Below are 16,992 nucleotides of genomic sequence, written 5' to 3'. Positions count from 1 at the left end.
ATCGCTGCGCCAGGTCGTGGACCCGCGCGCGGGTCCTTAGCTGATTGCCGGCAGGGTGGCGTTGGCGTCGTCGAGCGAGCCGGCCTGGTAGGCAGCCATCCAGGCCGCGAACTCTTCCTTGCTCACCACGCGGATGCCGATGGGCATGAATGCATGGTCCTTGCCGCACAGCTCCGAGCACTGGCCGTAGTAGATGCCGGTCTTCCTGGCGTTGAACCAGGTTTCGTTGAGCTTGCCGGGCACGGCGTCGATCTTGATGCCGAACGAGGGCAGCGCAAAGGCGTGGATGACGCCGACCGGATCGGCGGTGACCTGCAGGCGCACGGTCGTATCGACCGGCACGACCAGCTCGTAGTCGACCGCAAGCAGGCGCGGCTGGTTCGGCTTCTGCGCGAGGCGCTGCTCTTCGTTGAGGATCGAAGACGTGAACGTCTTGCCCTGATCGACGTACTCGTAATCCCAGTACCAGGTCTGGCCGATCGCCTTGACGGTCAGCTCGGGAGCCGGGACTTCCTCATTGCCAAGCGAGAAGATGTTGGAGCCCAGGTACTTGCGCTGTCCATCGGGGACGGTGAGCTGATCGGTCAGCACCGCGAACGACGGAATGGCGATGATCACGAGGACCAGCACCGGGACCACCGTCCAGACAATCTCGATGAGGGTATTGTGCGTGGTCTTGGAGGGCGTGGGGTTCGACTTGGCGTTGAACCGTACGATCACGATCACGAGCAGGACGAGCACCAGAACGGTGATGGCCGTGATGGTGATCATCAGCGGACCGTCGTGGAACGCAGTGATCGAATCCATGATCGGCGTCACGGAGGGCTGCAGGCTGATCTGCCCCGGCACCGGATGGCCCGGCTGCTCCTGCGCCATGACAGCCACAGGCAGAAGCGCGAGGGCTGCGGCCCCCAGCGAGCCAATCGAACTCTTTAGTTTGCCGGTCACCTAAAAACCCCCTTGAGATCGGTCTGGTCCGGTATTCTAGCGCTGGGTTGAGGTGACAAATGCGGCATAGCACAACGCCGCCCCGACTCAACCTCGGAGCGCTGAAACTTGGAACGTGTCTAAACCACATCGGTCGGCCCAAGGCAATTCTTGGCCGCCGTCGCATGCGTGCGTCAAAAGGCATCGCCGTCCGATTTCGGGCCACGCCTCACCCTCGCCTTGATTGAGGGTGTGTATCCGGCGCAAGTACGGCACGTTCCGGCGTGTTGACAGCGATCCGGGGCCAGCCGACTAAGGAGTCGATTCTTCGCTGGCAGGGGATTCGCAATGACACATATAGGTGGATTGGTGCAGCAACCCCTCATCGGCACTCTGGTTCGCGGCCTTGCCGTGCTCGGCCTCGCACTCGGCCTCAACGCGGCCCCTGCCCTCGCGCAGGGCGTGGTCAAGGCCCAGTACGGCGACTGGCAGATGAGCTGCGACACGCCGCCGGGCGCGAGTTTCGAGCAGTGCGCGCTGATCCAGAACGTGTCGGCCGAGGACCAGCCCAATGTCGGCCTGTCCGTCATTGTCCTCAAGACTGCCGACAAGCAGGCGCGGCTGCTCCGCGTGCTCGCCCCGCTCGGCGTGCTGCTGCCCAATGGGCTGGGCCTCAATATAGATGGCGCCAATATCGGCCGCGTCGCCTTCGTGCGCTGCCTGCCCAATGGCTGCGTCGCCGAGGTGGTGCTGGATGACGAGCTCATCGGCAAGCTGACCAACGGCAAGAGCGCAATCTTCTCTGTGTTCAAGACGCCCGAGGAAGGTATCGGCATCCCTGTCTCGCTCAACGGCTTCGGCGACGGCTTCGCCCAGCTGCCGTAGGACCTGCGCCGGCATCCGCGACAGATTCGATCAGCTTTTCCTTGAATGATCCCGGCTGCTGTCGGGATGCGTTCACGATCGCCGGAGCCCGACACCTATACGCTATAGGGCTTCTCGCTGTTCGGGGATGTCGCCGGCAACTACGTCAACAAGGCGATGGACGATTGCACCGGTCGGGAAATCCTCGATGAGCTGCTGGGCCACCTCGGCTTCGGCGATATCGCCGACGAAGTGCGCCGCACCACCAAGGTCACGACCGTGCAGATGCCCTATATCGATGCCCAGTTCGAGCGGCGGGCCATCGAGGACCGTCCGCTCGTCGTTCGCCTGAAAAAAGCCGGGTCGGTCATCCGCGACGGAGACTCGGACCCGGCAGTTCATCAGGAAACAGGCTGGTGGGTGGACCAGCCGGAGATGGTACAACCTGGGGATCGTACCATTTCGGAGGCTCAACTCAGGGGTTGAGCCAATTGCGTGAGCTCTCGGCCCGCCTGTGGGCCAGGGTCAGGCCAGGGCGCCGGCTGGGCGTATCGAGAGCCTCGAACAGATCCTGCCGGTTGATCCCGAGATCATTGAGGCGATGGACATCGTATTCGAGCAGCGTCTCGAGGGCGACGCGCCGGGCGCGTTTGGCGCGGAGTTGGACCAGCCAGTTGGCAAAGGCGCGCAGCGGATGGGTAGACGCGGCAGCCAGCGACGGCCGCTCGCTCGAAAGCAAGTGGACCATGGTCCTTCTCCAAGGTGTTCAGGGCCGGGCGAGGGGGAGACGCCCGGCGGGCGGAAGCGATCGTCGATCGCCGATGGACGCCGATATGCGCCCTTGCCTTCCATTCGTCCAACAAATAGATTTCATTCAGTTCATCAAATTTCGTGATGGAGACCGGAATGACAACTCCCCTCGATCTCGACCAGTTGCAGAGCTTCTGCGCCATCGCTGATTGCGGCAGCTTCACCGAGGCGGCAAGGCGCGTGAACAAGACGCAGTCGGCCGTCTCCATGCAGATCAAGCGCCTGGAAGAACGGCTCGGCCAGCCGCTTTTTACGCGTGACGGGCGCAGCGTTGCGCTCACCGAGCATGGCGAGGCGCTGTATGCGCGGGCGCGGCGCATGCTGCGCATCAATGCCGAAATCGTCGACGTCTTCTCGGATGGCGACCTCAAGGGGTCGATCCGCTTCGGCGTCCCGGACGACTACGCCGTGCGCCTCCTGCCGGTGATCCTCTCGAGCTTCCAGCGCACCCACCCCAAGATCGTCGTCGACGTGCGCTGCCAGCCGTCCGAAGAACTCCTCGATGGCATGAAGAAGGGCAAGTACGACCTCGTCGTCTTCACCCAGGGCACCAACCACGAGTATGGCGAGCTCTTCCGCACCGAGCGGATGTTCTGGGTCGCCTCGCATGGCGGACAGGCACTGGCCACGGACCCGCTCCCGATCGCGGGGGGCCTCCACTGCTGCTGGAAGGAAAACGCGATCGAGGTGCTGAACCGCATCGGCCGCGACTACCGCGTCGCCTATACCTCGTCCAACGCCACGGCCATCGCCAGCGCCGTCCTCACCGACCTCGCCGTCGGCTTCCTGCCCGAGAGCGCGCTCCAGCCCGGCATGCGCGTCATCGCCGAAGACCGCGATCTGCCCCGCCTGCGCGACGCCGAAATCGCCATCATGCGGGCCAGCCACGCCTATGGCGGCATCTACGACGCCCTCGCCAGCCACATCGTCGCCTCCATGGGCAACCTCGACGGCAAGGACAGCCTGCCGATGGCGGCGGAGTAACTGCCGACCCCATCGAGCCCGCTGCTCACCCCTCCCCGCCAAGGGGAGGGTGCCGCCCGGTGCTCGGGCACCTTCGCGCCACGCCCCCTTCACCTCCCCCTCGACGGGGGAGGCCGGGAGGGGGTGCGCCCCACGCTCACACCTCGCAGCAATCACGCCCACGAACCGACTTGTCCCCCCACCCCCACACCCGTGCGATTCTCGCCCCGTCCGCTGCACCGAAGCGAGATCATGACGAGTGGTTGGTGCAGGGGAGACCGGGTGGTGGTGGAGTCGTCCGCCATCAGGCCGAAAGCACGACGGCATGAACCGGTTCGCCGGGGACGCCGCTATCACGCAGGAGCCATCCGAATGCAGGCTGGTTCAGGGGACAAGGCTGCCACGCATGAGGCAGCCGCAGAGGCGGGGCGGTTCGGTGGATTCCGGCCGTTCGCAGCCGACACGTTCCTCGCGATGCGGCACGGGATGCGCCCGAGCCATCGTGCCATAAGCCCAAAACCCCGGCCGGCCGGCGAGGCGCGAGCCTCGTTTCATCTGCGGACTACCCGCGTGAGGCCAGCGCCTCGCCGGCCCCGCTTCATCTCCCTTCCGGGAGATGCGCTCTTTGAGAACTCCGAAGCCGCGTGGCTGTCGGATGTATCAGCACGTTCGGTGCCGAGGGCATGGCCTACATCTCGGCTTCGTCGAAGATCCGGGTCAGGTCGCCGGCCCACTCGCCATTGTACTTGTCGAGCCAGCGTTCGGCCTGGGTCTTGCCGAGGTCGAGGGTCTCGTTGAGCGGATCGAGGAAGATGGTCTCGTCCTTGCCGTTGGCGAGATGCTTGCGGCGGCGGAGGCCGTCGTCGGCGAGATCGACCACCAGCCGGGCGATATCGGCGACGGTGCCGCCGCGGAACGGAGTGTGGATGGCGGTGCGGGGGACTTCGTCGCGGAGCGTCTGGCGCTCGGCATCCGTCCAGTCGCTGACGAGGTCCCAGGCGGCATCGAGGGACTCGCTGTCGTAGAGCAGGCCGGTCCAGATGGCGGCGAGCGCCAGGACGTGGCCGCGATCGCCCATGTCGGCGCCGCGCTGCTCGAGGAACTGCTTGAGCCGGACCTCGGGGAAGAGGGTCGAAAGGTGGTTCTCCCAGTCCTTGACGGTCGGGCGCTCGCCGGGCAGCTGCGGGAGCTTGCCCTGCATGAAAGCGCGGAAGCTCTCGCCGGCGACGTTGATGTACTCGCCCTTGCGGATCACGAAGTACATCGGCACGTCGAGTGCGTACTCGGCGTAGCGATCAAAACCGAAGCCGTCTTCGAAAGCGAAGGGCAGCATGCCGGTGCGGGCGCGATCGGTGTTGAGCCAGATGTGCGAGCGGAAGCTCAGGTAGCCCGAGGTTTTGCCGTCGACGAAGGGCGAGTTGGCGAAGAGCGCGGTGACGATGGGCTGCAGCGCCAGCGAGACGCGCAGCTTCTTGACCATGTCGGCTTCGTCGGAGAAATCGAGGTTCGCCTGCACGGTGGCCGAGCGATACATCATCGAGGTGCCGAGGGTGCCGACCTCCTGCATGTACCTGGTCATGATGCCGTAGCGCGACTTCGGCATGGCGGGGATCTCGGCGACCGACCAGAGCGGGGTGACGCCGAGGCCGAGGAAATGGATGTTGAGCGGGCCGCCGATGACCCGGCAATCCTCGAGATGCGCATCGAGTTCGGCAGCGGCATCGTGGATCGTCAGCTGCGGAGCACCCGACAGCTCGAACTGACCGCCCGGCTCGAGCGAGATCCCGCCGACGGCGCCGAGGTTGCGCAGGCCAATCGGGTTGCCGCGATCAAAGAAGGGATGCCAGCCGGTGCGGCCTTCGATGCCCGTGAGAAGCGCATGGACACCGTCGTCGCCGGCATAGGGAACCGGGCGGATCGGGTTTTTGCGGTAGACGTGCTTTTCGTGCTCGGTGCCGACGCGCCATTCGGATCGGGGCTTGCCGCCCACGGCCATGACCTCGATCAGGTCGGCCCGCGATTCAATAAGCGGTGCGTCTTCTTCGCCGGCCATGGGCACTCCAACAGGCAGAACTGCCGGGCTCCTGGCCGGGCGCGGCGGACAATACTGAGCCGCGCTCCGAATGCAATGGCTTTATCGCCAATCGCCGATGATTGCCTGAACGACGGCCAGCGCGGCCACGGCGGCGGTGTCGGCCCTCAGGATGCGCGGCCCCAGGCTGATGGGGATGACGAAGTTCTGGGCGAGCAGAAGCTGGCGCTCCTCGTCGGAGAATCCACCTTCCGGACCGATGAGCAGGCCCACCGGCAGGCCATCGAGATCACGCAGCCGCCGCTCCGGAGAAGCGGCTGGGGCACTCTCGTCGCACAGGATCAGGCGGCGCAGGCCGTGCTCGTGCTGCCAGTTCGAAAGCAGGTCGGGCAGCGCAACTTCATCGGCGACGGTAGGGACCGTCAGCACTTCGCACTGCTCGGCCGCCTCGATGACGTTGGCGACCAGCTTGTCCGTCCGCAGCTTCTGCACCTGCGTGTAGCGCGTGATGACCGGCTGGATCACCCCTGCCCCCATCTCGGTCGCCTTCTGCACGAGGTAGTCGAGGCGTCCGGTTTTCAGCGGCGCGAAGCCGAACCACAGGTCGGACTTCGGCGTCTGGTGCTGGGTCTGGACCACGACCTCGATCGTTGCGCCCTTCCGGTGGTCATCGACGATCTTGGTCATCCAGGCGCCATCGCGTCCGTTGAAGACGATCAACGCCTCGTCCTTCTTCATGCGGAGGACAGTCAGCAGGTAGTTGGTGTGGTCCCGCCCCATTTCGAGCTGCGCACCAGCGCCGAGCGGCGCCTCGACGAACAGGCGAGGCAAGGTCTTGTGCGATCTGGGCATCGTGGTACGCGTGACTGAAGGATGGCCGAACCGCCATTACGTCACAGTGGAGGCAGGATGCAAAGCCCCGGCAAGCCAAGAGATGCGGTTGCAGACGCCCAACGCGGCAATTGGGTGGATACCTATGCGCCGGAATGGCTGAAGCCGTATGCGCGGCTGGCGCGCTGGGACCGGCCGATTCCCCTGCTGCTGCTGTTCTGGCCCTGCGGCTTCGGCCTCGCGCTGGCGACGCTGGCCGAGCCCGCACGCGGGTTCGACCTCTGGGCGCTGTTCCTGTTCCTCATCGGATCGGTGGCGATGCGGGGGGCTGGCTGCACCTTCAACGATATCGTCGATACCGACATCGACATGAAGGTGGCCCGCACGCGCTCGCGCCCGATCCCCTCGGGACAGGTCACCAAGCGTCAGGCGGCGCTGTTCCTCGTCGCGCAGTCGCTCGTGGGGCTGGTGGTGCTGCTGCAGTTCAACAGCACGACCGTGCTCCTGGGCGTCGCCTCGCTGGTGCTGGTCGCCATCTACCCGTTCATGAAGCGGGTCACCTGGTGGCCGCAGTTCTTCCTCGGGCTCGCCTTCAACTGGGGCGTGCTGATCGGCTGGACGTCGCAGACCGGCTCATTGTCCCTGCCACCGCTGATACTCTATGCCGGCGCGATCCTGTGGACGATCGGCTACGACACGATCTACGCGCTGCAGGATATCGAGGACGACGCGCTGATCGGCGTGCGCTCGACGGCCCGGCTGTTCGGGCGGCGCGCCCGAATGATCGTCGCGCTGTTCTACGTGGCGACGGTCGCACTCTGGATCGCGGCCGCACTGATGATCGGAGCCGGCGCGGCGTTCCTCCTCGCCATGCTTGTGCCGGTTGGAATTCTCGGCTGGCAGATCTGGACGCTCCACCCCAGGGACGCGGGCAATGCCCTCGTCCGGTTCAGGGCAAACCATTGGGTGGGTCTCGCCTTCACGGCGGCCCTGCTGCTCGAAGTCGTGATCTGACAAAAAAGATGCGGGGCCGGTCCTTTCGGACCAGCCCCGGCTCGAGCTGAGTTTGGAGGTCGCTACGAGTTTCCGACAGTTCAAACGTGCATGGGATCGCTGTCGGCTTATGGAAAATGAACGGCGCTAGGCCGGAAAAGTTGCATCAGGAGGCGGCGCCCTCTCCCGGCTTGCGGCGGTTGAGGAAGCGCGGACGACGGGCTGCTTCGGCGGCGAGGCGGCGGCGCTCGTGATGGGCGCCAAGGGCGACGCCATCGACCGTCTGCGAATAGGGCAGGAAGTTGCCGTCGCCGGCCTTGATGTAGAGCGGGAGCCGGAGCTTCTTGCCCCAGTTCTGCCACTCGGCCACGACGTTGGCGTTACCCGCCTCCTCGAACACGCGATAGTTGAGGTCCGGGTCGCCATGAACGAGCTCGATGGCGCTGGAAAGGACACCCTCCTCCGTGATGGAGGTGGAAACTGCGACACCGATGAATTCCTGGACGGGCACCTTCACCTTGATGGCGACACCACTCTTTTCGAGCGTGCGACGCACGGTGACGGTCTTCACCGGCTCAGAGGGGCCGTTGTCGTTGGCCGGCCCGAAGTGACGGGCGGTGAGCGGACGGGTGCGGGGGGTACGGCCCTCGCCAAACAGCATGATTACCGACGATCCGTCGATCCCAACACGACCCTGCATGGTAAGCCTTCCTGTCAACTTTCGAGAGCTTGTTTGGTCCCGCCCTCTTTGATGACGCCAATCTAGTCGCGCCCCCTTGCCCCGCCGCTTAAGAAACTGAGTTAAGTTTAGGTTGTTTTGCGCAAGGTTAGCGGGGTGTCACCGGGTGTAACGCCCCATTAAGCGCATGAAGTGTCGGCCGCTTAACCAAGCACAGGCAGACAACGCGTATGTGCCGCACGGGCCCTCCCGCATAGGCGGGCAGGCCTTGTTCCTGCCCCGCGTTGCGCCTAGAAGCACCGCAACTCTGCCTCCTTTCGGAAACGCAATGACGATTGCGACTGCGACCACTGCCGCCGAAGACCGCGAACTGCTGAGGTCGGCCGCCGTCACCGCAGGCATCATCGCGGCCGGTTACTTCCGCCGGGACCTCAAGACCTGGACCAAGGAGAACGCCTCGCCGGTGAGCGAGGCGGACATCGTCCTCGACAACTACCTGCGCGCAACGCTGCTCGCTGCCCGGCCCGGCTACGGCTGGCTCAGCGAGGAGAGCGTCGACACGGCCGACCGGTTGAGCCACCGCCGCGTCTTCGTCGTCGATCCCATCGACGGCACGCGCGGCTTCATCCGCGGCGAAGACAGCTGGACGGTGTCGCTGGCGGTGGTCGAGGATGGCATCCCGATAGCCGGGGTGGTCTACGCACCGGCGCGCGACGAGATGTATGACGCCGCGCAGGGCGAAGGCGCCCGCCTCAACGGCAAGCCGCTGACGCGAGTCCGCCATCCCGGCCGTACGGCGCCGCTCATTCCGGCCCCGGGAGCCGTGCACCAGGAACTGCAATCCTCCGGGCTCGAGTACGCGCGCGGACCCGCATATCCGTCGCTGGCCTACCGGCTGGTGCAGGTGGCGACCGGCAAGCTCGACGCCGCCGTGGCACGCCGGGGCGCGCTGGATTGGGACATCGCGGGCGCAGCCTGCATCCTCGGCGAGGCCGGGGTGCCGATCGAGGATGTCTGCATAGGTGTCCTGCGTTTCAATCGCCCCGAAATTCGGCATGGTGCCCTTGCGGCGCTGGGCGAGGCTTCGCTAAAAGCGCCGTTACATGCGGCGCTGGTCAAAGTCTATGGCTGCCCGCAGCCACAGGAAGTCGATCTGGAGCGTCTCAAGCCGTGAGCAAAGCCAAAAAGGCCGAACCCAAGCAGCAGCTCTTGCACCTCGTCATCGGAGGCGAACTGGAGAAGGGCGCCGAGGTGACCTTCAAGGACCTGGATGCCGTGGATCTCGTCGGCGTCTATCCCAATTATGCCGCCGCGCATGCTGTCTGGAAGCAGAAGGCGCAACTCACGGTCGACAATGCCGAGATGCGCTATTTCGTGGTTCACCTGCACCGGCTGCTGAACCCCGAAGAAGACGACGAGTAGGCTCAGCGCAACAGCTGCACGAGGCTCGTCGCGAGACCGTCGAGCCTCGCCTCGGCATTGCGCGACACGGTGCTGAACGCCTCGACCATCAGGCGGCGGCGCGGCTCGTTCTCGAGCAATTGGATAACTGCATCCGGCAGCTGAACGGCCGCCGCAACCTGCGTCGCGCAGCCGATTTCCGACAAGGCCGCATGCAGCGGTTTCTGGCGCTCGACATGCGGACCGTAGACCGCAGCAGCGCCCAGATGCAGCGGCTCGCTGAGGTCATGGCCACCGATGGAGGCGTCAAAGGTCCCGCAGACGACGCCGATCGTGGCCCGCGCATAGACGTCGGCCAGCGTTCCCATTTCGTCGAGCCAGACCAGCGGCCCGGCCGCTGCGAGATCACCGACCTTGTCGATGCTCTGGAGGTCGGCCCCAAAGCTCGCGCTCAGAACCTCGCCCGGCGTTCGGCCGGGGTAGCGTGGGACGAGAACAATCCGGACATCGGGACGCCGCCGGCGAAGCGAGGCGATGGCGGGTGCGAGGCCGTCGATCTCGTCGCGATGGACATTGCCGAAGGCGACCAGTGGTGGCCCCATCTTCGCACCAACCGGCGCCGGGCGTGCGGCCACCAGCTTCAGGTTGCCGAGCACCTCGATCCGGTCCCTGGGCACGCCGAGCGCCGTAAAGCGATCGGCAATCGCGTGATCCTGCGGATAGATCCGGCGCGCCCGGGCAATGGTTCGCCGTGCGATAGCGGGATTGCGCTTGTGGCGGGCGAAGCTGCGCGGCGACATCGTCGCGTTGACCACCAGCACCGGCACTCCGGCCTCGGCCGCTGCCTCGAACTGGGCCGGCCAGAACTCGGATTCCACAAGGATGAGCAGATCGGCTCGGACGGTTTCGAAGACGCGGCGCTGGGCCTCGAGCGTATCGAGCGGCATGATGAAGCTGGAGCTGTCTCCGGCAACTGCCTTGACGCGCGCGTAGCCCGAATAGGTCGTGGCCGAGAGGACTACCGACAGACCCGGCGCGCGATCGAGCAGGCGCTGGCGCAACAGTTCGGCCACTTTGCTCTCCCCGGCCGAGACCGCGTGGATCCAGATGCGGCGGCCGTGCGCCGCCTGAGGCAGCAGCGGGCGCAGCCGCTGGCGATACCATTCGACCCCGCCCTCGTCGCTGCGCCCGAAGCGGGAGAACACGGCATAGTGCAGCCATGAGGCGGCCGAAAGCAGCGCGCCATAGGCTTTCCAGGCTATCGGTACGCCCCTGCCCAAGCCCGGAGGCCTCCATTCAAGTTCAACCCGTCACTAGCCCGGCCGGTGGCGCCGCACAACCTTGCTAGGTTTTGCCAATTGCTGCTAAGCCAGCCGCCATGTCCTCAGCCAGCCGCGGACCGGGCCCACAGGTGCGTTATCCCATCGCCATCGACGCACGCGTGCAGCAAGTCAGCCTCGACGAGGCGCGTGCCGCCATTCGCCTCGAAACGCAGGGGCTCGAGGCACTGGCCGCCACGCTCGACGGGTCCTTCGTCGCCCTGGCCGAATTGATCCAGCGCGCGCCCGGACGCGTCGTGCTCTCGGGCGTCGGCAAGAGTGCGCATATCGCGCGCAAGGTCGCGGCAACGCTGGCCTCGACGGGTACTCCGGCGCAGTTCGTTCATGGCGGCGACGCCAGTCATGGCGACCTCGGCATGATCACCACCGCCGACGTGGTGGTGATGTTCTCGAAGTCCGGCGACACCGCCGAACTCGAGGCACTCGCCAACTACTGCGTCCGCTTCGACATTCCGCTGGCCCTCGTCACGGCCCGCCCGGCCTCGCGCCTGGGACAGGCGGCCAACATCGTCGTGCAATTGCCCGACGCGCCCGAGGCCTGCGATATCACTGCGGCTCCCACGACCTCGACCACGATGATGGCAGCGCTAGGCGATGCCCTTGCCGTGGTGCTGCTGCGTCGCCGCGGGTTCCGGGCCGCCGATTTTCACGTGTTCCACCCCGGCGGTACGCTTGGCAGTGCGCTGCTCACGGTGGGAGAGGTCATGCATGGCGGCGAGCGGCTGCCGCTCGTCACTGCCGGCTCCTCGGTCGCCGACGCGATCCTCGAGATGACCTCCAAGGGTTTTGGCTGCACCGGCGTTCTCGATGCGGCGGGCACCTTGCTCGGCATCATCACCGACGGCGACCTGCGCCGGCACATGGCCGATGGCCTGTTGCAGCAGACGGCCGGCGAGGTGATGACCGTCAGCCCCAGGGTCATTGGCCCGGACTCGCTGCTCAGCGAGGCACTGCGGCAGATGACGACGCTCACGCCCAGGATCAGCGCAATCTTCGCCGTCGACGACGGCAAGCCCGTCGGCATCGTCCACCTGCACGACTGCCTGCGCGTCGGGCTCGTCTAGTGCGCGACCTCATCGTCATCCCGGCGCGGTATGGCTCGACGCGACTTCCCGGAAAGCCGCTGCATCCCATCGCCGGGCGTGCCCTCCTCGAGCGTGTCGCGAGCGTGGCGATGGCGGCGGCACGCGCGGTAGACGATACCGACGTGGTCGTCGCCACCGATGACGAGCGCATCCTCGCCAAGGCCCGGGAGCTTGGACTCGAGACGGTGATGACCTCGCCCGACATCAGCTCGGGTTCGGGGCGGGCGCTGGCGGCCCTTAAGGCTACCGGCCGCAGCGCCGGGCTGGTGGTGAACCTGCAGGGCGATGCGCCGTTTACCTCACCGGCTCACCTGGTGGAGATCATGCGCGCGGCTCGCAACTCCAGCGCCGATGTCACGACACCGGTCGTCCAGCTCGACTGGACACGGCTCGATGCGCTGGTGGCGCACAAGCGGACGACACCGGCCAGCGGCACGACCTGCATCCGGGCCGCCGACGGAAGGGCCGTGTGGTTCTCGAAGTCGGTGCTCCCCTACATGCGCAAGGAGAGCGATCTCCGCCAGCAGTCGGAACTGTCGCCGGTGCTGCAGCATATCGGCCTCTACTGCTACCGCGTGCCGGCGCTCGAGGCATTCGAGGCCGCGCCGCAATCGCACTACGAGCAGCTCGAGGGACTGGAGCAGCTGCGGCTGATCGAGCTCGGCCTCGATATTCGCGCCATCGTCGTCGCGCCGGCGCGGATCACGATGAGCGGCGTCGACAGCCCTTCAGACGTCGAGCGCGCCGTACGCCTCATCGCCGAGCATGGCGACCCCTTCGTGGACTGGCGGTCATGACCAGGCTGGTTATCGTCCGCCATGGCAACACCTTCGAGGCGGACGAGCCACCGCGCCGGATCGGGTCCCGAACCGATCTCCCGCTCACCGCCGCCGGTGAGGAACAGGCAAAGGCCCTGGCCCGACATTTCGAGGCCAACGGCGTGCGTTTTGATCGCGTGCTCACCAGCCCGCTGCAGCGCGCCCGCCGCACTGCGGAGCTCATCGTCGCCGAGCAGGCAATACCGGTCGAGACGGCGAGCTTTCTCACCGAGATCGATCATGGTCCCGACGAAGGCCAGCTGGAGGCCGACGTAATTGCGCGTTTGGGTAACGACGCCATCACGCTGTGGGATACAGAGTGGATAGCCCCCGAGGGCTGGGAAGTTGGGGCGCAATGGCGCGTTCCGGCGTGGCGGGAATTCGTGGAGCGGGTCGCGGAGGAACTGCCCTACGGCACGATTCTGTTGGTCACCAGCAACGGTGCGGCGCGGTTCGCTCTGGCGGCGCTCGGCCTCAAGGTTGGGGATAACCGGGCGAGCGCCAAATTCCGGACCGGAAGTTATGGTCTGGTCGAGGTCGGCGACGTTGCCGATTTCCATCTTGTTGGTTGGAATGCAAGGCCGGGGGAGACACCCGGCGACAAAGGTTTGTTTTGATGCAGCAGGTTTTCATCGACGCGTCCAGGGGCGGCCGCGTCGGTTTCGGGTCGACGCTTCCGCTCGCCTTCATCCTGGGGCCTTGCGTAATCGAGAGCCGCGATCACGCCCTCAAGACCGCGAGCTTTCTCGCAGGACTCGCCGACCGGCAAGGTATCCCGCTGGTCTACAAGTCGTCGTTCGACAAGGCCAACCGCACGAGCTCTGCGAGCTATCGCGGGCTCGGCCTCGATGAGGCGCTGCGCATCCTCGAGGCGGTGAAGTCTGAGACGGGTCTGCCGGTCACCACCGACGTCCATGAGCGCGAGCAGTGCGCGCCCGTCGCCGAGGTGGCCGATATCCTCCAGATCCCGGCGTTCCTGAGCCGCCAGACCGACCTGCTCGTCGCCGCCGCCGCGACCGGCAAGGTGGTGAATGTCAAGAAGGGCCAGTTCCTGGCGCCCTGGGACATGAAGAACGTTGCCAAGAAGCTGGATGGAGCCGGCGCATCGGGCGTGCTCCTCACCGAGCGCGGTACCAGCTTCGGCTACAACACGCTGGTGGTCGACATGCGCGGCCTGCCGATCATGGCCGAAACCGGCAAGCCGGTGATCTTCGATGCGACGCACTCGGTGCAGCAGCCCGGCGGGCGCGGCGAGTCCTCGGGCGGCGAACGGCAGTATGCGCCGGTCCTGGCGCGGGCGGCGGTGGCCGTAGGCGTCGCGGGCGTCTTCATCGAGACGCACGAAGACCCGGACAACGCGCCGTCAGACGGCGCCAACATGATTCCGCTCGACCAGATCGAAGGGCTCGTCGCCGAACTCAAGGCACTCGACGCGATCGCGAAGAGCCGGGTCACGACGGGATGAACACCGAGGTCAGAGCCGAGGCGCCCGCCTATGTCCGGTTCGCCTCCTGGGGCGTCATCGTCTTTCTGTTTGCCCTTCCCTGCATCGCGGGAAGGCTGACGACCTATTTCATCTTCCTCGGTGCGCTCGCTGCACTCGCCACGCCAACGATACGCGATGCGTTCAGGGCGCGCAGTTCCAACCCGATAGACCTGCTGTTTGTCGCGGCGGCAGCCTTGCCGTCGTTCGCTTTCATGTTCACGGCCGAAGAGCCGCGCGACCTGCTGTTCGCGATCAACTTCCTGCCCCTGTTGCTCGCCATCCCCTTCCGGTGGCAGCTCGAGCGCTTCGCGAGCGTCGACGGCGCCGCCATGATCAGCTGGCTGTCGCTGGCCGGGGCCAGCATCGCCCTCGTCGTCGCGTTCGTGCAGGTCGTCGTGCTTGGCCTGGATCGGGCCGGACAGCCGCTGATGAGCGCGTTCCATTTCGCGGACACGGCGCTGCTGCTGGGCTTTCTCGCACCAGCGGGCCTGTTCGTGCGGGGGTCCGCTACAAGGACCGCCTGGTGGCTTCTCGCTGGCCCGGTGATCGGGACGGTCGCGGTCCTCCTGAGCGGCACGCGCGGCGCTCTGCTTGCCCTGCCGGTCCTGGCGCTACTCCTGTTCTGTTTCGCGTTCGTGCAGGCAAAGCGTCGCCAGTTCGTCGTCGCAATTGCCTTGGGCGGCCTTGTGCTCGGTGCGGCCGCCCTCGTCGTTGCAGGGCAGCTTGGATACAGCAGGGCGATCGATGCCTTCTTCGCCTCGGGGCAAGCCGTGTTCGGGGGCGAAGTAGACGCCCCGACCAAGGAACGGCTCGTGATGTACTGGGGAGCCTGGCAGGCGTTCCAGCACTCGCCCCTGGTGGGCTATGGCTGGCTCGACATGGTACCGGCGATCATACCGTACGTGCCCAAGGACATGGTCGAGACCATGCTGGGGTTCAGGCAATTGCACAACGGCCTGATCAGCTTTGCAGTCGGGGCAGGTCTGCCGGGCATCGCAAGCTTCCTCATCCTGTCAGTCGCGCCGTTAGTCGCCGTCCTCAGGACCCCGCGCGACCCGCAGTTCGCGGCCCGGCTCTACATGGCGCTGACGCTGTGCGGCGGCTACGCGGTGTTCCAGCTCACGATCATCATGATCGGGTTCGAGTTCCACACCGTGCAGTACGCGTTCATAACGATGGCGATCCTGAGCCTGGCGGCCCAGCCCAAGCACGGGGCCGCCGGTCAGTCCGTGCCGGGGAAGGCCGCCGTCGGCTCGGAAACCGCGAAAACCGCGTAGTATTCGCGTCTGTGCCCATCATCGCGCGGTACAACCGCCACGAGGCGCGAGACCCCGAACTCGGGCCGTGGGCTCAGTTCCACCGCAGCCTGTGGTGAAGCTGCCCGCCGGACAAGCACCGCTGGCATTTCAGCCGGGAAGCGCTCGCCGGGCGGGATGAAGTCGTAGCGCTCGTGCTGGACAATGTCGCGAACCGGGCGCGGGTCGCCCTCGGCGCGGCCGTGGAAAAAGAGCTCGCCCGTCACCTGGTAGCTCGCCTCGGTCCAGATCACCTTCGCCCCCGCGGCGTCGGCGGCTTCGCGGACGCCGGTCGAGACCCCCTCCCAGCCGCGCAGCAGGCCCGTTCGGTCCACCGCGCCGAGATTGAGCGGATGGAGCACGGCCTGCACGTAGATGAAGGCGATCACGGAGACGCCAATGATCGCATGAGCGGCCGTCGCCACCGGCACCAGCCACCCTCGCGCCCTCGGCAACAGGCAGACGAAGGCTACGCCCAGCAGCGCAAGCACCGGAGCGATCGGATGGGTCCAGTTGGTCTCGACCCTTGAGTGGAGTGAGTGGAAGAGAAAGTAGCCCAGAAGCGGCAATGTGGTCAGCACTGGCAGCGCAAGGTCGGCGCCCTGCCGCCTGCCCAGGCCGAAGAAGTAGCCGACGATGGCGAGCAGCGCGCACACGAGCATCACAGGCCCAATGAACGCGGCCTGGCTGACCAGGAACTCGAGCGTCAGGTTGCCCCGTCCCGACTCTGTGCTGGTGATGCGCGCCCCCTGAAACAGGAACGAGCGCCAGTCGTGCTGATAGTTCCACCAGAGCACCGGCGAGAACACGGCAAGCGCGAGGGCCCCGCCGGCCCAGAGCTGCCAGTGGCCGAACTGCCGGCGCCCCTCGGGCGTTGCGAGCAGGTAGAGCACCAGTCCCACGCCCAGCCATGCGTTCGTGTACTTGGATGCGAGCCCCGCCCCGGCGAACACGCCGACCAGCAGCCACCATGTCGGGCGCTTGGCCGTGACGGCCTCGGCAGCGGCCCAGAGCGACAGCATCCAGAACAGGATCGAGGGGGAATCCGGTGTGGCGACGAGGCTGAGGGCAGCCTGCCCGCTCAGGCAATACCAGGCCACTGCGAGCGCAGCAGGAGTTCGACCGGGAACCAGCAGCCGCGTCGTGCGATAGAGGGCCAGCAGCGTGACCAGGCCGAAGACCAGGGGAAGCAGGCGCACGCCCAACACCGTGTCGCCGGCCAGCAACCGCCCGGCGGCAATGGCAACGGCGATGCCGGGAGGGTGGTCGAGATAGCCGGGTGACAGGTAGGCCGACCACATGGCGTAGTAGGCCTCGTCGCCATCAAGTCCGACGCCGAGTACCACCCAGAGCTTGGCCAGTAACGTCGCCGCCAGAACGGCGGCTGTGAACAGTTCCGCACCGTTGAGGCCCCGCTGCAGGGTCGTCCCGAACGGAATGTTGGTATCTGTCGCTGCGGTCATGCGGG

Annotated in this window: 18 protein-coding genes; 11 read left to right on the top strand and 7 right to left on the bottom strand. The window is 66.2% G+C overall.

The window, feature by feature from the left end; all coding sequences use genetic code 11:
* Positions 1-36: 36 nt before the first annotated feature.
* Positions 37-948: a cytochrome c oxidase subunit II gene (coxB, locus tag PRN20_RS07765; RefSeq protein WP_337956229.1), complete on the bottom strand. Its 912-nt coding sequence runs from the start codon at positions 946-948 to the stop codon at positions 37-39.
* Between the two features lie 327 nt (positions 949-1,275).
* Between coxB and PRN20_RS07760 the strand changes: the two genes are divergently transcribed.
* Positions 1,276-1,812 (top strand): invasion associated locus B family protein, encoded by a 537-nt coding sequence (locus tag PRN20_RS07760; RefSeq protein WP_273956663.1) that lies wholly within the window; start codon positions 1,276-1,278, stop codon positions 1,810-1,812.
* Positions 1,813-1,929: 117 nt separating this feature from the next.
* A complete protein-coding gene (locus tag PRN20_RS07755; RefSeq protein ID WP_273956793.1) occupies positions 1,930-2,277 on the top strand; it encodes an oleate hydratase in 348 nt (115 codons plus the stop codon).
* On the opposite strand, the gene PRN20_RS07750 is transcribed toward PRN20_RS07755, so the two are convergent.
* The gene (locus tag PRN20_RS07750) at positions 2,267-2,539 is read right to left on the bottom strand and encodes a hypothetical protein (protein WP_273956662.1); all 273 of its coding nucleotides are present in this window, start codon (positions 2,537-2,539) and stop codon (positions 2,267-2,269) included. The two genes, PRN20_RS07755 and PRN20_RS07750, sit on opposite strands and share 11 nt — an antisense overlap.
* A 158-nt stretch (positions 2,540-2,697) precedes the next feature.
* On the opposite strand from PRN20_RS07750, the gene PRN20_RS07745 reads away from it, so the two are divergent.
* Complete coding sequence (locus PRN20_RS07745) at positions 2,698-3,585, top strand: LysR family transcriptional regulator (RefSeq protein ID WP_273956661.1); 888 nt, start codon at positions 2,698-2,700, stop codon at positions 3,583-3,585.
* Positions 3,586-4,252: 667 nt separating this feature from the next.
* On the opposite strand, the gene PRN20_RS07740 is transcribed toward PRN20_RS07745, so the two are convergent.
* A complete protein-coding gene (locus tag PRN20_RS07740) occupies positions 4,253-5,617 on the bottom strand; it encodes a glutamate--cysteine ligase (protein ID WP_273956660.1) in 1,365 nt (454 codons plus the stop codon).
* Positions 5,618-5,698: 81 nt separating this feature from the next.
* Complete coding sequence (locus PRN20_RS07735; protein WP_273956659.1) at positions 5,699-6,448, bottom strand: 16S rRNA (uracil(1498)-N(3))-methyltransferase; 750 nt, start codon at positions 6,446-6,448, stop codon at positions 5,699-5,701.
* Between the two features lie 57 nt (positions 6,449-6,505).
* Between PRN20_RS07735 and ubiA the strand changes: the two genes are divergently transcribed.
* Positions 6,506-7,441, top strand: a complete 936-nt coding sequence (ubiA, locus tag PRN20_RS07730; protein ID WP_273956658.1) for a 4-hydroxybenzoate octaprenyltransferase — start codon at positions 6,506-6,508, stop codon at positions 7,439-7,441.
* A 145-nt stretch (positions 7,442-7,586) separates the two neighbouring features.
* Here the strand turns inward: ubiA and PRN20_RS07725 are convergent, their stop codons facing one another.
* Positions 7,587-8,120 (bottom strand): DUF6101 family protein, encoded by a 534-nt coding sequence (locus PRN20_RS07725; RefSeq protein WP_273956657.1) that lies wholly within the window; start codon positions 8,118-8,120, stop codon positions 7,587-7,589.
* A 307-nt stretch (positions 8,121-8,427) separates the two neighbouring features.
* On the opposite strand from PRN20_RS07725, the gene PRN20_RS07720 reads away from it, so the two are divergent.
* Together PRN20_RS07720 and PRN20_RS07715 are read left to right on the top strand one after the other, a co-directional pair.
* Entirely contained in the window at positions 8,428-9,273 is an 846-nt protein-coding gene (locus PRN20_RS07720) for a 3'(2'),5'-bisphosphate nucleotidase CysQ (RefSeq protein WP_273956656.1), read from the top strand.
* Positions 9,270-9,521, top strand: a complete 252-nt coding sequence (locus PRN20_RS07715) for a DUF4170 domain-containing protein (protein WP_273956655.1) — start codon at positions 9,270-9,272, stop codon at positions 9,519-9,521. Before PRN20_RS07720 ends, PRN20_RS07715 begins: the two co-directional genes overlap by 4 nt.
* Positions 9,522-9,523: 2 nt before the next feature.
* Here PRN20_RS07715 and PRN20_RS07710 read toward each other — a convergent pair whose 3' ends face one another.
* A complete protein-coding gene (locus PRN20_RS07710) occupies positions 9,524-10,780 on the bottom strand; it encodes a 3-deoxy-D-manno-octulosonic acid transferase (RefSeq protein ID WP_273956654.1) in 1,257 nt (418 codons plus the stop codon).
* Positions 10,781-10,911: 131 nt separating this feature from the next.
* On the opposite strand from PRN20_RS07710, the gene PRN20_RS07705 reads away from it, so the two are divergent.
* Genes PRN20_RS07705 through PRN20_RS07685 form a run of 5 tightly spaced genes read left to right on the top strand, consistent with a single transcriptional unit; the run spans position 10,912 to position 15,506 of the window.
* Positions 10,912-11,904: a KpsF/GutQ family sugar-phosphate isomerase gene (locus PRN20_RS07705; RefSeq protein WP_273956653.1), complete on the top strand. Its 993-nt coding sequence runs from the start codon at positions 10,912-10,914 to the stop codon at positions 11,902-11,904.
* A complete protein-coding gene (gene kdsB, locus PRN20_RS07700; RefSeq protein WP_273956652.1) occupies positions 11,904-12,722 on the top strand; it encodes a 3-deoxy-manno-octulosonate cytidylyltransferase in 819 nt (272 codons plus the stop codon). Before PRN20_RS07705 ends, kdsB begins: the two co-directional genes overlap by 1 nt.
* Positions 12,719-13,360: a histidine phosphatase family protein gene (locus PRN20_RS07695; protein WP_273956651.1), complete on the top strand. Its 642-nt coding sequence runs from the start codon at positions 12,719-12,721 to the stop codon at positions 13,358-13,360. The genes kdsB and PRN20_RS07695 overlap by 4 nt, the downstream gene beginning before the upstream one ends.
* Positions 13,360-14,208, top strand: a complete 849-nt coding sequence (gene kdsA, locus PRN20_RS07690; RefSeq protein WP_273956650.1) for a 3-deoxy-8-phosphooctulonate synthase — start codon at positions 13,360-13,362, stop codon at positions 14,206-14,208. The genes PRN20_RS07695 and kdsA overlap by 1 nt, the downstream gene beginning before the upstream one ends.
* A complete protein-coding gene (locus tag PRN20_RS07685; protein WP_273956649.1) occupies positions 14,205-15,506 on the top strand; it encodes an O-antigen ligase family protein in 1,302 nt (433 codons plus the stop codon). The genes kdsA and PRN20_RS07685 overlap by 4 nt, the downstream gene beginning before the upstream one ends.
* Here PRN20_RS07685 and PRN20_RS07680 read toward each other — a convergent pair.
* A complete protein-coding gene (locus tag PRN20_RS07680) occupies positions 15,452-16,987 on the bottom strand; it encodes a glycosyltransferase family 39 protein (RefSeq protein ID WP_273956648.1) in 1,536 nt (511 codons plus the stop codon). The two genes, PRN20_RS07685 and PRN20_RS07680, sit on opposite strands and share 55 nt — an antisense overlap.
* Positions 16,988-16,992: the final 5 nt, after the last annotated feature.

The organism is Devosia sp. ZB163 (assembly GCF_028613635.1).
Classification (GTDB): domain Bacteria; phylum Pseudomonadota; class Alphaproteobacteria; order Rhizobiales; family Devosiaceae; genus Devosia_A.
Note: the sequence above shows the minus strand (reverse complement) of the source record. Positions and strands in the feature narration are given on the sequence as shown.

Coding starts and splice junctions, on each gene's coding strand:
- ubiA (WP_273956658.1), top strand. CDS start 6,506: ATGCAAAGCCCCGGCAAGCCAAGAGATGCGGTTGCAGACGCCCAACGC.
- PRN20_RS07740 (WP_273956660.1), bottom strand. CDS start 5,617: ATGGCCGGCGAAGAAGACGCACCGCTTATTGAATCGCGGGCCGACCTG.
- PRN20_RS07680 (WP_273956648.1), bottom strand. CDS start 16,987: ATGACCGCAGCGACAGATACCAACATTCCGTTCGGGACGACCCTGCAG.
- PRN20_RS07735 (WP_273956659.1), bottom strand. CDS start 6,448: ATGCCCAGATCGCACAAGACCTTGCCTCGCCTGTTCGTCGAGGCGCCG.
- PRN20_RS07760 (WP_273956663.1), top strand. CDS start 1,276: ATGACACATATAGGTGGATTGGTGCAGCAACCCCTCATCGGCACTCTG.
- kdsA (WP_273956650.1), top strand. CDS start 13,360: ATGCAGCAGGTTTTCATCGACGCGTCCAGGGGCGGCCGCGTCGGTTTC.
- PRN20_RS07720 (WP_273956656.1), top strand. CDS start 8,428: ATGACGATTGCGACTGCGACCACTGCCGCCGAAGACCGCGAACTGCTG.
- PRN20_RS07695 (WP_273956651.1), top strand. CDS start 12,719: ATGACCAGGCTGGTTATCGTCCGCCATGGCAACACCTTCGAGGCGGAC.
- PRN20_RS07725 (WP_273956657.1), bottom strand. CDS start 8,120: ATGCAGGGTCGTGTTGGGATCGACGGATCGTCGGTAATCATGCTGTTT.
- PRN20_RS07750 (WP_273956662.1), bottom strand. CDS start 2,539: ATGGTCCACTTGCTTTCGAGCGAGCGGCCGTCGCTGGCTGCCGCGTCT.
- PRN20_RS07685 (WP_273956649.1), top strand. CDS start 14,205: ATGAACACCGAGGTCAGAGCCGAGGCGCCCGCCTATGTCCGGTTCGCC.
- PRN20_RS07745 (WP_273956661.1), top strand. CDS start 2,698: ATGACAACTCCCCTCGATCTCGACCAGTTGCAGAGCTTCTGCGCCATC.